The sequence below is a fragment of the Tellurirhabdus bombi genome, assembly GCF_021484805.1.
GTDB lineage: Bacteria > Bacteroidota > Bacteroidia > Cytophagales > Spirosomataceae > Tellurirhabdus > Tellurirhabdus bombi.
In genome coordinates, this window is the sequence record NZ_CP090557.1 from 953264 (window position 1) to 967469 (window position 14206).

Genomic DNA, 14206 nt, shown 5'->3' on the forward strand with positions numbered 1-14206 from the left:
ATAACCCCGCGGGAGACGAGACTTTCAGATTTTACGCTTCAGTTCAAAATTCTGACCGAGGTAAACCCGCCGAACCTGTTCGTCATTGGCCAGATCTTCGGCAGAGCCTTGCTTTAGAATTTTACCTTCAAACAACAGGTACGCCCGGTCAGTGATGGAAAGCGTTTCGTTTACGTTGTGGTCGGTAATCAAGATTCCGATATTTTTATGCTTCAGCTTCGCCACAATGCTTTGGATATCTTCCACCGCAATGGGATCTACCCCGGCAAAAGGCTCATCAAGCAGAATAAATTTTGGATCAACGGCCAACGCCCGGGCAATTTCCGTCCGTCGCCGCTCCCCCCCAGACAAAACCTTGCCCAAGTTCTTCCGAACGTGAGTCAGGCTAAATTCTTCGAGGAGTTCTTCCATTTTTTCTTTCCGATGCTGCCGCGACAAATCGGTCATTTCCAGCACGGCAAGTACGTTCTCCTCTACCGACAAATCCCGAAAAACCGACGCCTCCTGCGCCAGATAACCCACACCAAGGCGCGCACGCTTGTACATGGGCAGATCGGTTACGTCCGTCGTGTCGATGTAAACCTTGCCGCTGTTCGGCTTTATCAGCCCTACCGCCATGTAAAACGATGTGGTTTTACCAGCTCCGTTCGGACCTAGCAAACCTACAATTTCCCCCTGTTCAACCTGATACGACACGTTGTCATTTACCAGCCGGGAGCCATATTTTTTGATTAAATTTTCAGTTCGTAGTATCATAAGAAGCGGTATCAATGAACAGGAAGGCCAGCCTTTTGCTGGTAGTCAGCTACTGGCTTCGGGTCACTAATCGCTGTTTTAAGATCTTTCAGGTACAGTTGTAACGATGTCTGTCCGTTGTAATTGTTTAGCTCAATCTGGTAACAAATTGAAAACGGCTGATCCCGATTAAGGAACAACGCGTGATGGGCCATATTAAATCCAATAGCCGTAAAAGTCTGGGACGAAGAATGGTGGCGCACATTCAGTTTCAGGTGTTTCTCCTTCATAATGTACGGACTACCGACCAGATAAACCTCATCCGTTGAGAATACCGGCGTTAGATTGTTTGGCCCGAAAGGAGCCATCTGCTTCAGGATTTTGTAGAATTTCAGGTCGATCGCGCTGAAATCCAGCGGCAAGTCAATTTCGACCATTGGAATCAGTTGCTCTTCCCGAATGCGTCGGCTCACAACTTCTTCAAATCGCTGTTGAAACAAAGGCACGTTTTCAATCTTCAGCGTTAGGCCCGCCGCAAACGTATGGCCCCCAAATTGTTCCAGCAGATCAGCGCACTCTTCAATGGCTTCGTAAACATCGAAACCAGGCACCGACCGCGCCGAACCGGAAGCCTTGTTGTGTGACTCCGTCAAGATGATGGTGGGCCGGTGAAAGCGCTCAATGCAACGCGAAGCCACAATGCCAATGACCCCTTTGTGCCAGGTCTTATTGAATAATACCGTGCTCTTTGCATTCGCCAGCAGCTCATTAGCCTGGATCATCGCCAGTGCTTCTTCCGTGATGTTGGAATCGTACTGACGGCGGCTATTGTTGTGCTCGTTTATTTCAAAAGCAAAATCGGTGGCCTGTTCGTCTGTTTCGGCTAGCAGCAACTGGACAGCGGCTTTTGCGTGCTTGATGCGTCCGGCAGCGTTGATGCGCGGACCAATTCCAAACACGACATTCATAATTTCCAGTTCGTCTTTAATACCCGCGATCTGAACCAAAGCCCGCAGACCAGCGCAAGGCGATGCGTTAAGCCGCTTCAGGCCGTAATAAGCCAGCACGCGGTTTTCGCCGGTTATTGGCACAATATCGGATGCAATGCTAACCACTACTAAATCCAGATACGCAAAAAGCCGCTCCAGCGGAATACTTTTGAACAGGCAATAGGCTTGCAGGAGCTTAAAGCCAACGCCGCAACCCGTTAACTCTTTGTAAGGGTATTGGCAATCTTCCCGTTTAGGATCCAGAACAGCGCAGGCTTTGGGCAGTTCTGCACCGGGGCGGTGGTGATCGCAAATAATGAAATCAATTCCTTTGGCCCACGCTTCGTCTACCTTGTCTACTGATTTAATCCCACAGTCAAGGCTGACAATCAGCGAGAAACCATTTTCAGCGGCCCATTCAATTCCTTGAGAGGAAATGCCATAGCCTTCTTTATAACGATCGGGAATGTAATAATCCAGATTCTTGTAGATCGTTTTCAGGAAGCCGTAAAACAGGGTAACCGATGTGGTTCCGTCTACATCATAGTCGCCGTAAACCAGAATTTTTTCGTTCCGGACAATGGCCATTTGCAAGCGTTCAACGGCTTTTTCCATATCCTGCATCAGGAATGGATCGTGCAGATGGGCCAGTTCGGGCCGAAAAAAAGTCTTTGCTTCGTCGAAATTATAAACGCCCCGCTGGACCAGTAAGGTGGCCAGAAAAGGGTTAATATTTAGCTGACGCGTCAGGTCTTCAACAGCCCCTAGCTCCTCAATCGTCGTCGGTAATGGTCGGTGAATCCAGCGCTTCTCAGTCATACTGCAAAATAAACGAAAAACTGAAAAATGACAGAAAGGGAGCGCAATAAAACTCACCTTACCATCACTTTACGGCCAAGTTGCATAAGTCCTTTTTTGGCCTGTAACACATACAAGCCCGCACGGAGCGGTTGCTTTACGGTCAGCCTGACAACATCATTTGCCTCCGAGTAAGTTTCAATACTAACCGGCAATCCGGTCATGGTCGTTAGCGTTAGCGATTCCGCCGGTAAATTTCTTAACCGTAACCGAATTATTGGCCCTTCAACCGGATTTTGCATTATTTCCAGAGACGGCACGTCGTTCGCAATCTGCGCTGCTACCATCTTTGACAACTCCGTACGACCGTCTTTGTCCACCTGCTGAAGTCGGTAATAATTAATGCTTAAAGCAGGTGCCGAGTCGCGGAACGAGTAGGTTTGACGCTGGTCGGTGGTGCCAGCCGCTGCAACCGTACCGATTTTATGGAATACCTCTCCATCCATACTCCGTTCTACCGCGAAGTAATCAGTGTTTTGTTCCCAGGCCGTTTCCCAATTTAGATCAATCGCATTATCTGTACTTTTAGCACGAATGTAGGTCAGTCGAACCGGCAAAACCGCCGCGACAACGCCTGTAAAAGCGACTTCGTCCAGGCGCAATACACCGCCGGTAGAAGCGGGTAAACAAGCCGAAATCCGAAACGTAATGGGTCCCGTCACCTCCGTGTAGCTTGCGCCACTCAGGGGAATAACGGCCTGTTGGTAGCCATCAGTAACCGCCTGCTGGAAAACCACCGCGTTAAAGCCATCCACGCTCGAGCGAACGCTGAGCTGCGTGGGGCCACTTGACGACTTGGAAAAGAAAAAGGAGAATTGCTGAAGCGTTACTTTATCACTGGCGTTAATCGTAAATTCAGCAAACTCATTGGTATTGTTGCAGGTTGGCGATGTCGACCAATGCTGCAAGTTAATTCCCAATCCGCTTGGGCCGGCGGGTGGTGGAATAGCCAGCGGAGATGGAACATTTACGCCCACGAAACTCGGATTACCGGGCGTTACCTCTGGTACGGAAGAAGCGCCGGATAGGCTTCCTTCGAAAGACCAACGCACCGAAAAAGGCGTTTGAGCAACCAGCCGTTGCGTAACGGCCAATATCAGAAACAGAAGACTAGATAGAAGAAATCGCATAAGCCGTTAATTATGAGAATATTTAACAGCTATGACGTTTACGCTTTCTGAAAGTCAACAGTACCGCTTATCTTTTTTTCATAGGTTACTAGCCTCCCAAAATTTAGTCGTTTAAGTAAACTGCTTCGCTTCCTGCCAATACACCTCCATCTCTTCCAGCGTCATGTCTTTCAATTGCTTACCGGCCTGCCGCGCCTGCTCTTCCAGGTACTGAAAACGCTTGATGAATTTTTTATTGGTGCGCTCCAAAGCGGTTTCTGGGTTGATATCAATAAATCGGGCGTAGTTAACCAGTGAAAACAGCACATCGCCAAATTCTTTTTCCGCCCGGTTCTGGTCGATTGCCTCGCCCGTATCGACGTTGAATTCCTGCTTAAATTCCTGCATCTCCTCCTCAACCTTTTCCCATACCTGTTCCTTCTCCTCCCAGTCGAAACCGGCTCCACGCGCCTTCTCCTGAATGCGCATCGCTTTCACCAGAGCGGGCAGCGAACCCGGCACCCCACCTAAAACCGACTTGTTGCCTTCTTTTAGTTTGAGCTGCTCCCAGTTTTGTTTCACCTGTTCTTCCGTCTCTGCCTTGGTATCGGCGTAGATATGCGGGTGTCGGCGAATCAGCTTCTCACAAATGCCGTTCAGAACGTCGGCAATATCAAACCGCACCGCTGGATCAGTAGCAGGCTCGGAGCCGATCCGGGCGTAGAAAACCAGATGGAGCAAAATATCACCCAGTTCTTTCCGAACTTCGGTCAGGTTGCCTTCCAGAATGGCGTCCGAAAGCTCGTAGGTTTCTTCAATGGTTAAATGGCGCAGACTATCCATCGTCTGTTTCCGATCCCAGGGGCATTGCTCACGCAATTCATCCATAATGGTCAGCAGGCGATCAAAAGCCAGCAGTTGTTCCTGCCGCCGCGCGGGCATCTGCTCTATCTGTTGTTTCAGGGTCGTATCCATCCAAAGTGATTTTCTACAAAGTTACGAAGAGGCAGGAAGCCTTTGCTTCTTCGGAGACCAGAAGTTGTGATTATGTTAGTTACCTAAATTTTTTGACTAAAATTTAACGATCGCTTGACAAGGCCATTTATTTTCTGTTTACTTTGCAATACAAAGTACTTTATCATGAATACACTTGTAGCTTCCAAACGCTCCGGCGAAGGCTTGCGGTTCCTCCTGCTGCTTTCGGGCATGAGTATGACGATGTTAGTCGCCCGCTGCTTGCTCACCCAGGATTTCTATTTTAAATTACTAAGCTGGAATCTGTTCCTAGCCTGGATTCCTCTTATGTTAGTTTTGGCCATGCGGCAGGCATCCGAGCGAGGCTGGCTCCCGGCGGGCGCACTTTGGGCGGGGCTTGCGGGTTGGCTGCTGTTTTTGCCCAACGCGCCGTACATCATCACGGATCTTTTTCACGTCCGGTCTGTGAGCGAGCAAACGCTGTGGTTTGACACCATGATGATTTTTCTTTTCGCGCTGACAGGCTTGCTGGCTGGTTTATACTCCCAATTACTCGTCCATCGCTTGCTGAACGAACGCTTCGGACGCCGCCTGACCTGGCTGGCCATGCTGGCTTGTCTGGTGCTGACAAGTTTCGGGATTTATCTAGGGCGTTATGGCCGGTGGAACAGCTGGGATTTAGTGACTGATCCGCTCGCGCTAACGACGGCCATTATAACTAGTTTTCGAGATCCTGTTGCCCTGAAGTTGACCCTTTCGTATACCTTTGCGTTGGTGGTACTTTATGTTGGTTTCGTAGAGTATGTTCAACGCCATACGCATGAATCCCTGGATTGATATTCGAAAAAATCTGCGCAGTTTTCGGTTCGCCTTTGCGGGTATACACGCGCTCTTTCGCTACGAAAACAACGCTAAAATTCATTTATTGGCGGCTTTTGCCGTGGTGTTTATCAGCTTTTGGCTGGATTTAACCCGGGCAGAATGGGCAATTATTCTCACCCAGATCGGGTTGGTCTGGATGGCAGAAGCGTTCAATACGGCGGTGGAAAAGCTGGCCGATGTGGCATCGCCGGACTACCACCCGCAGATTAAAGCAGTAAAAGATATTTCGGCGGGGGCCGTGCTGCTCGTCGTTCTGGTTGCGGTTGTGGTCGGCCTCCTGATTCTGGGAGAAAAACTTTGGTTCTTAATCACTCATTTGCTTATTCATTAATTTACGCTTGTTCATGTCGCGCGAACATTTAGAGACGTTAACCGAAATTCGGAGCCTGATGGAACGCTCCTCGAAATTTTTTTCGTTGAGTGGTTTATCGGGCGTTTCGGCAGGGATTATTGCGCTAATTGGGGCGGGGGCCGCTTACGTTCGCTTTCAAAAAGATGATTTGCTAGCGGCTTATAATCAGCCCTCTGTTCTGAGCAGCGATGACCTCTACCAGCATGTAGGCACCATGACCGGTGCAGAACGGTACGAAGCCGTACAGTTTGTTGTCCTGGATGGTGTGCTGGTGTTAATAGCGGCTTTAGCAGCGGGTATTTTTTTCACGGTCCGAAAGGCCCGGCGGCAAGGCATGAGCGTCTGGAATCCAACGTCACGGCGGTTGCTCTGGGCAATGGCAGTGCCGCTGGTGGCGGGCGGCATTCTCTGCTTATCGCTGATTCACTACAACCTGATTTGGCTGGTCTTTCCGTCAACCCTGATTTTCTACGGGCTGGCCCTGTTCAATGGCAGCAAATACACGGTTCGTGACGTAGAATACCTGGGCTTATCCGAAATTGCGCTGGGCCTGCTGGCTTTATTTCTGTCTGGGTATACGCTCCTGACGTGGGCAATTGGCTTTGGCCTTTTGCACATCGTTTACGGAACAGTCATGTATTACAAATACGATAAATCGCTCTAAATCACGGCGCATTTGCGGCACACACCGCAGCAAGTAGCTGCTGGTAAGTCAGTTGCGCGTGAGCAATGATCTATGCGGGAGTTTTTGATAGGATTTAATAAGGCTTTTGAAAGCAAGGCTCGGCTAGGTATTATGTCGGTGCTGATGGTAAACGATTCCCTGAGTTTTAATACGCTCAAAGAATTACTTACCCTCACTGATGGCAACCTGGCTACGCACCTACGCGCGCTGGAAGAGCAAAAATACCTTAATGTTCAGAAGCAATTTGTTGGCCGTAAGCCGAATACTACATACTCGGCTACGGACGAAGGAAAAAAAGCATTCACCGACCACCTGAATGCACTGGAGGATTTTCTGAAAGGGTCGATCTAGTTAACTGATTTGTTTATGGCTATGCCTACCGGCCTTTACCGGTGCTCTTTGCCCAGAACTATACCTGTCTGTTTTATTTTGCTTATTTACTTTGAAAAACAAAGTACTTTCAATATGGATAATTTTCTAACTAACCTTACATCCAGTTCGGCATCTACCAGCCCTAAGGGCTCTGTTCCGCCCGCAGCAGGCTTGTTTCAGTTAACCGACCAGACACCGAGCTGGCTGCGGCCTTTTAAAGAGCCCCTGTTTCGCACTGGTTTTTTCCTGGTCGTAATCATGGCCCTTATCCATGGCGCCTATACGTATTACGCCCTCCAAACGGCGTCCTCTTTACACATGGAGATCTTTTTTCTTCACTATGCGGCCGCTGCTTTCTATGGCTTGTCACTGTTGTCCAAAGGGTATCTGGTTGGTAAACGCAGGCAGGAAGGCCGCCCCCTGCGCCTGTTGTTATGGGTGCTTTTTCTAATGAGCTGCTTTGCTCTGAATCGGGAGATGCACATTTTTCAGGAGGCGGTTACCTGGTTTTCTATAGCGTTGGTTCTCGCTTCAGCCCTTTTTATTGCTTCCACCTGGATCGATTATTTCTCGGTCCGGGGTCAGCAAGTGGTTCTCTTTGGCCTTGCCGCCGCCTGGTGGCTTTTTGCTTACCAAGCCATTTATTTGACCACAACTTATATGGTGGGTATTCTGGGTTCGCTGCTCCTGGGCGTTTCAATTCATGCCTACATTCCGCTTTTCATTACGATCGATCTTTTTTCCTTCTTGCGCAAGGGCTGGCGGGAGAACGAGCACTACCGCCCCGCCCTCCTGCTGGGTTCTTTGTTACCGCTGCTTCTAACAGGTTATTTTCTCGTGCGCTGGCATCAGGTCAATACAAAAATCAAGTTTACGCTCAATGAGATACAGGCCCGCCGCGATGATGAATTGCCCGCCTGGGCCTTACTGGGTCAGCAACTTCAGCCCGATTGGGTGACCGAACGCCTGCTTAAAACGGGCAGTTTCTACGATCAGGCAAATCCACGCCTGAGCTGGGACGTATTCAGTAGAGGTCTTGAGGTAAAGCAGCACGATCCATTTGTTATTATCGCTTCCCGCTTTATTCCGCCCACCACCTTATCAGGTACGGAAACCACTAAGCTGCTTAATATTCTCTACGATGCCCGCCACCAACTGGAAGAGCGGCTGTGGTCGGGGCAAACCCTGCAAACCAGCAATGTCCTGTCTCAGGTGCGAATTTACCCGGAATACCGACTGGCTTATACCGAAAAAACCATCCAAATCCAGAATAATGAACAGTCCCAGTGGCGCTCCCCGCAGGAGGCGATCTATACGTTTTATTTGCCCGCCGGATCGGTTGTAACGTCTTTATCCCTGTGGGTAAATGGCCGGGAAGAAAGGGGCGCGCTGACTACGCAGGCCAAAGCCGACACGGCATATCACACGATTGTTGGCGTAGAGTCAAGACAGGTAGTCCGCGACCCATCGCTGGTGCGCTGGCAGGAAGGCAACCGCATTACCGTGCGCGTGTTCCCTTGCCCGCCGCGTGGAATGCGCCAGTTTAAGATTGGCATTACCAGTCCGCTGACGTACCAGAGTGATCGGCTTATCTACGAAAACCCCTTGTTTGATGGGCCAAACGGAACCGATGCTACTGAAACCGTGCGCCTCGATTTTACGCAGCAACCTACTGATTTACTACTTCCTAAGTTTCTTCAACCAAGCCTATTTGACGATCAGCCTCGTACTAATCAGTATACCAAACACACGGATTACCAGCCGTACTGGGAAATCAGCATGGCGGCCCCTCCGCTTAAGACGGCTGGTTTTACGTTTGCCAACAGCACCTACCAGATTGAGCCAATTCAGTACCAAAACGAAGCTTTTGATCCCAAAGCGCTCTACCTGGACATAAACGAATCGTGGACGGCTGACGAAATCAAAAAAGTTCTCCAAGGTGCGAACAACCGACCCGTTTGGGTATATGACGAAGGTTTGCGACTTCTGACCGCTGAGAACCAGGAGGCGCTTATTGAGCAATTGCGTAAACAACGGTTCAGTTTATTTCCTGTCTACCAGATACCGGCTCCCGAAGAAAGCGTGCTCCTCACGAAAGCCAGTCAGCCAGGACCTCAGTTAGACGATTTAGCCACCAGTTCATTTGCCGATCAGTTGGGTAAATCCGCCGCTGACCGCGCCCCGCTCCGTACCTTTTGCCTGTCGGCAGAGCCATCTGCACTGGTCAAAACCTTAAGCGAATTGCACGTATTGCGAACCGAATACGGCTCCGTCAATCAGTTGGTTGACCAATTGAAAATTAAGCGTTTCAGCCCGAACAGAAATACGGATAACACAATCTATCTGGAAAAATCAGGCGTTTTGATTCGCCGAAAAACTGCTTCTGCTGCATCTTCCCAACAGGCTTCCGTTGCCCCCGATCATTTGCTTCGGCTGTTTGCCTACAATCATCTTTTGCACCAGATTGGTCGCCAGTACTTTAACCGCTCTTTTCTCACGCCTCCCCTGATTGCAGAAGCGCAGCAAGCCAACGTAGTCTCGCCGCTGTCCAGTTTAGTGGTGTTGGAAACCCAGAAAGACTACGACCGCTTTGGCATCAAACGCCAGCCGGACGGGCTGGGCAACGCAACCCTGAAAAACGAAGGTGCCGTGCCCGAACCGCACGAATGGGCCCTGCTGGTGGTGGCCGCACTTTGGGTTCTTTACACCATCCGACAAAAAGCCGCCCGCCGCACCCATGCCAGCAACTGATCTAACCTTCTGGCTGGGTTTGGCCCTGGCCGCTTACGTCCTGCTTACACCGGCCCGGCAGCGCTGGGTCGGGATGCTGGCTGCCCTGGTGGTCACTTCGCCAATGCTACGCTGGGCGGCAGCCCTGTTTAGCTTTCCCATTCGGCTGGAACTGAGTCGGTGGGCTGGCCATATTCTGTGCCTGGGCGGAGCCAACGCCCAGGTTTACGGAAATATCATTCGGTTTAACGGGACCGATTTTTCCGTAGATCCGGCCTGCATGGGCGTGCAGATGACCGGCTTGTCTTTACTGGCTGGCCTGTTTCTGATTATTCATACCGAAAATCAGACAAAACGCCGCCTGACAGCGCCGGGCTTGCTGCTGGCTTTTCTGGGTTTGGTTACGTTTACCATCGCTGCTAACCTCGTCCGGATTTTAGCCTTGGTGCTGTTTCACGTCTTGCCTGATAATCCACTGCACGATGTAGTTGGATTGAGCTGCTGGCTCCTTTACGTGGCTTTGCCGCTGAATTGGAGTATTGCGGTGCTGTATCGGTGCTTTTCCCGACCTATTGCCGAGCGGCCTGCCACAAAAAAATGGCTCATGGCTCCGATTGCGTTATGTGGTTTATGTCTGGCCGGATTTGCACTAAGCCCCAAGAAAGAAGCTATGGAAGCAGGGCTTTTGCCATCCATGCGGGGCTATACCCAGAAATACCTTCAAAATGGTTTTGTCCAATACAGCAAACCCGGTGTGCTCGTTTACGCCAAGCCTATCGCTACCCCGTGGACCCTTGAACACAGCCCGTACAATTGCTGGCGGGGCAGTGGGTATGAATTTGCTTTTGTTCAGGAACGACAGCTGGCCAGTCATTCGATTTACGCCGGAACCCTGCGGCACGGAAAAAATCGAATGCATACAGCCTGGTGGTTTACCGATGGATTGACACTAACAACCAGCCAGTTAGAAACCCGCTGGCAAATGATCCGCGATAATCGACCTTCCGTTTTGATTAACGTAACCGTCGAAAATCCGTCGGTTATGCCGGAAGTCCTCGACGAGTGGCGCACGTTCAGGCCACAGCCTTAGCTCACAAATCTAAGTAGTTGCGAAAAATTAAATTAAACTATCCGTAGGCTCAATATGCTGAGAACTGACTAGTTATTCGCTCATTCACTCAATCTCTCATTCACACATTCACTAACATTATGAAAACATTACACACAGAAAAAGAAGCACTAAAAAAAGCCATATTTGGCTGGCAACTTCTATCGGAAGAGGTCTGGAATGATTTTTTTACCTGCTGGCAACCCGTGACCTACAAACGAAAAGCCATTCTGACAGAAGCCGGTGAAACGGAGCGATACCTGTATTTTGTGCTTGATGGCGTGCAGCGTGCCTATTCGCTCAACGAGGGCCAGCGCGAAACGACGCTCCTTTTTACGTCTGAGGGTTCTTTTTCGGGTATTGCCGATTCGTTTCAGTTGCAACAACCTTCCCGCTATTACCTTGAAACCGTAACGCCCAGCCGTCTGCTTCGCCTGGCTTACTCCGACTTTGCCCGTCTGAGTGCCCTGCACCCGTCGCTCGAACGTTGGGGGCGCATTGCCACCGCCCGAACGCTTTCCGGACTCATGGAATGGCATATGGAACTGATGACGCGCAGTGCCGAGGACAAATTTCGGGTGCTGCTCACGCGCAATCCGCACGTGTTGCATCAGGTCCCGCACAAGTATTTAGCGTCGTATATTGGCCTTTATCCCACAACTTTTAGTAAGCTATTAGCCACGGTTCGGGTCTAGTCAGTAAATTTGACAGAATGTCGCTCTCGTTTCATTTTCACCCGCGCACTTTCTGTTATGAACTCGCTTCTGGCCGATAAAGAAAAGCTCCGACAAGTCATTTTCAACTGGCAGCCACTCCCGGAGCAGGCGTGGAATGATTTTTCGGAGTGCTGGCAGCCCGTTGCTTACAAACGGAAAGAAATTCTGACGGCAGCGGGTGAGGTAGAGCGGTATGTTTATTTTGTGCTTGATGGGGTACAACGCGCCTATGCTTTGCATCAAGGCCAGCGGGAGGCTACCTTGATTTTTTCGTATGCGGGCTCTTTTTCGGGTATTGCCGATTCGTTTCAGTTACAGCGCCCTTCGCGGTATTACCTCGAAACCCTGACCGCCAGCCGGTTGCTTCGACTGTCCTATACCGATTTTTCGCGTTTGACCGCCCAATATCCTGATCTGGAACGCTGGGGACGCATTGCCACTGCTTATGGTCTTTCGGGCCTCATGGAACGGTACATTGAACTGCTGACCTACAGCGCCGAAGAAAAATTTCGGGTGTTGCTCAACCGGAGTCCGCACGTTTTGCAATTAATTCCGCATAAATACCTTGCTTCATACTTAGGTCTAGACCCCACGACGTTTAGTAAACTTCTGTCTTCCGTGAAGTTATAGACTGAAAATGTTGGTGTAGACCAAGATTGTTGCGGAGGTGCCGTTGTAGGTTTGTAGAAACGAAAGAAAATACCCATGCCACACATGAATAGCCTTATCCTGCTTCATCAACTAGCCGATGAAACCCGTACCATTATCCAGGCGGTAGAACAAGAATTTTTTCACCTTAGTGAAGCTCAGTTGGTGCAGTCGAACGCCCCCGGCCAATGGAGCGTGGTGGAGTGTCTGGAGCATTTGAATACTTACGGTCGCTATTACCTGCCTTTGTTCGAACAACACATCGAGCGGGCCGAAAAGCAATCCCTGGCCCCAACGCCTGTTTTCCGAAGCGGCTGGCTGGGAAACTACTTTGTCAACATGATGCGCCCGAAGTCCGACGGCTCTATCGGAAATAAAGCCAAGGCCGCTAAAATCCACATTCCTTCGCCCAACTTATCCGCCAAGCGGGTGCTAACCGAATTTCTAGCGCAGCAACGCCAACTGCTGAGCCTATTGCGCCGGGCCGAACACGTCAGCCTAAGTCAGCCCAAAATACCTATTTCGATTGCGCGCTTTATTACGATCAAATTGGGAGATGCCCTGCGTTTTCTGGTCGCCCACGAACAGCGGCACCTCTTACAAGCACAAAAAGCGGTTGGCCAAACCCTAGTCAAGGCATAACCAACCGCTTCTTTATTCATCAGGAATTTTCTTACCGCTCGTTGCGTCCCTCGCGCGAACTCGCTACCGATGGACGGCGGCGGTTGTTCGCGTTAGCGCCACCGCCACCCTGCCGCCGGTCTTTGGGGGGTCCACCCGCCGCGTTTCTCGGCTGACGACCCTCTTGCCGCTGGCCTTGCTGGCGACGGTCCCGACGTGGTTCTGGCGGTGTTCCAGCTCCAATTAATGGATAAGGATGATCCGTTACCACCGGAATTGCCTTCGCGATGAGTTTGTTAATATCCCGCAAAAATTCTTTTTCTTCCGCATCGCAGAACGACAGCGCAATGCCACTCGCCCCGGCCCGACCCGTCCGACCAATGCGGTGCACGTACGTTTCGGGAATGTTGGGAAGTTCGTAGTTGATTACGTGCGTTAGTTCTTCGACATCGATTCCACGCGCCGCAATGTCAGTCGCAACGAGTACACGTGTCTGGCGAGTTTTAAAGTTCGTCAACGCGCGTTGCCGTGCATTTTGCGACTTATTCCCGTGAATGGCTTCGGCTTTAACGTTTGCTTTGGTCAAAATCTTAACCACGTTATCGGCACCGTGCTTGGTTCGGGTGAAAACCAGCGCTGATTCGATACTTTCATCTTTCAGAATGTGAATCAGCAAATTTTTCTTGTCGGGACGATCCACGTAGTAAACGCCCTGCTGCACCGTCTGGGCAGTCGATGAAACCGGGGTTACTTCCACTTTCGCCGGATTCCGCAGAATGGTATCGGCCAGTTTGGCGACTTCTGCGGGCATGGTTGCCGAGAAAAACAGCGTCTGGCGTTTAGGCGGCAACACGGCAATAACTTTCCGCACGTCGTTGATAAAGCCCATGTCAAGCATCCGGTCGGCTTCATCAAGAACAAACATCGTCAACTGACGAAGGTCCACGTAGCGCTGGTTCATTAAGTCCAGCAACCGGCCCGGCGTAGCAATCAGAATATCAACGCCACTTTTCAGAGCAGCGACCTGGCTGTGTTGCGATACCCCACCAAAAATAACGGCGTGCCGAAGGGTTGTATTACGCCCGTACGCCGCGAAGCTTTCGCCAATCTGAATGGCTAATTCACGCGTTGGCGTCAGAATCAAGCACTTGACATGCCGAAACGCTTTCGGGTTCCGGTTTTCGTCGTGCAAAAGTTGGATAATGGGGATGGCAAAGGCGGCGGTTTTACCGGTACCCGTCTGGGCGCATCCTAATAAGTCTTTACGATCTAAAACAAGGGGAATGGACTTTTCCTGAATGGGGGTAGGCTTCGTGTATCCTTCTGTTTCCAGAGCCTTTAAGATCGGCTCAATAAGATTCAAATCTTCAAATAACATTCAATTGGCGTTTCAGAAACGCCTGAGCTTTGGTTTAGTCAGTCGTTT

The 14206-nt window shown here is 50.4% G+C and carries 14 protein-coding genes; 9 read left to right on the forward strand and 5 right to left on the reverse strand.

All coding sequences use genetic code 11. From position 1 onward, the window contains the following. Positions 1–24: 24 nt before the first annotated feature. From lptB to mazG, 4 genes are all read right to left on the reverse strand, one after another. Complete coding sequence (lptB, locus tag L0Y31_RS04085; RefSeq protein WP_234735861.1) at positions 25–756, reverse strand: LPS export ABC transporter ATP-binding protein; 732 nt, start codon at positions 754–756, stop codon at positions 25–27. Between the two features lie 11 nt (positions 757–767). Beyond that, complete coding sequence (recJ, locus tag L0Y31_RS04090; protein ID WP_234735862.1) at positions 768–2543, reverse strand: single-stranded-DNA-specific exonuclease RecJ; 1776 nt, start codon at positions 2541–2543, stop codon at positions 768–770. Between the two features lie 53 nt (positions 2544–2596). Beyond that, complete coding sequence (locus L0Y31_RS04095; RefSeq protein WP_234735863.1) at positions 2597–3712, reverse strand: hypothetical protein; 1116 nt, start codon at positions 3710–3712, stop codon at positions 2597–2599. 111 nt (positions 3713–3823) lie between these two features. Beyond that, the gene (gene mazG, locus L0Y31_RS04100; RefSeq protein ID WP_234735864.1) at positions 3824–4666 is read right to left on the reverse strand and encodes a nucleoside triphosphate pyrophosphohydrolase; all 843 of its coding nucleotides are present in this window, start codon (positions 4664–4666) and stop codon (positions 3824–3826) included. A 165-nt stretch (positions 4667–4831) separates the two neighbouring features. On the opposite strand from mazG, the gene L0Y31_RS04105 reads away from it, so the two are divergent. The 9 genes from L0Y31_RS04105 (at position 4832) to L0Y31_RS04145 (ending at position 12801) form a co-directional block, all read left to right on the forward strand. Then, positions 4832–5503, forward strand: coding sequence for a DUF1361 domain-containing protein (locus L0Y31_RS04105; RefSeq protein WP_234735865.1), 672 nt, complete (start codon positions 4832–4834; stop codon positions 5501–5503). Continuing rightward, entirely contained in the window at positions 5487–5879 is a 393-nt protein-coding gene (locus tag L0Y31_RS04110) for a diacylglycerol kinase family protein (protein WP_234735866.1), read from the forward strand. Before L0Y31_RS04105 ends, L0Y31_RS04110 begins: the two co-directional genes overlap by 17 nt. 7 nt (positions 5880–5886) lie before the next feature. Beyond that, the gene (locus tag L0Y31_RS04115; protein WP_234735867.1) at positions 5887–6564 is read left to right on the forward strand and encodes a hypothetical protein; all 678 of its coding nucleotides are present in this window, start codon (positions 5887–5889) and stop codon (positions 6562–6564) included. A 72-nt stretch (positions 6565–6636) separates the two neighbouring features. Further along, entirely contained in the window at positions 6637–6936 is a 300-nt protein-coding gene (locus L0Y31_RS04120) for a winged helix-turn-helix domain-containing protein (protein WP_234735868.1), read from the forward strand. Between the two features lie 114 nt (positions 6937–7050). Continuing rightward, the gene (locus L0Y31_RS04125; protein ID WP_234735869.1) at positions 7051–9708 is read left to right on the forward strand and encodes an XrtN system VIT domain-containing protein; all 2658 of its coding nucleotides are present in this window, start codon (positions 7051–7053) and stop codon (positions 9706–9708) included. Continuing rightward, positions 9695–10777, forward strand: coding sequence for an exosortase N (gene xrtN, locus L0Y31_RS04130; protein WP_234735870.1), 1083 nt, complete (start codon positions 9695–9697; stop codon positions 10775–10777). The genes L0Y31_RS04125 and xrtN overlap by 14 nt, the downstream gene beginning before the upstream one ends. Positions 10778–10896: 119 nt before the next feature. Further along, positions 10897–11490, forward strand: a complete 594-nt coding sequence (locus tag L0Y31_RS04135) for a Crp/Fnr family transcriptional regulator (protein WP_234735871.1) — start codon at positions 10897–10899, stop codon at positions 11488–11490. A 57-nt stretch (positions 11491–11547) separates the two neighbouring features. Further along, a complete protein-coding gene (locus L0Y31_RS04140) occupies positions 11548–12141 on the forward strand; it encodes a Crp/Fnr family transcriptional regulator (protein ID WP_234735872.1) in 594 nt (197 codons plus the stop codon). 84 nt (positions 12142–12225) lie between these two features. Beyond that, positions 12226–12801 carry a DinB family protein gene (locus L0Y31_RS04145; protein WP_234735873.1) on the forward strand — a complete coding sequence of 192 codons (576 nt, stop codon included), beginning with the start codon at positions 12226–12228 and terminating at the stop codon, positions 12799–12801. Positions 12802–12832: 31 nt separating this feature from the next. On the opposite strand, the gene L0Y31_RS04150 is transcribed toward L0Y31_RS04145, so the two are convergent. Next, complete coding sequence (locus tag L0Y31_RS04150) at positions 12833–14158, reverse strand: DEAD/DEAH box helicase (protein WP_234735874.1); 1326 nt, start codon at positions 14156–14158, stop codon at positions 12833–12835. Positions 14159–14206 lie beyond the last annotated feature (48 nt).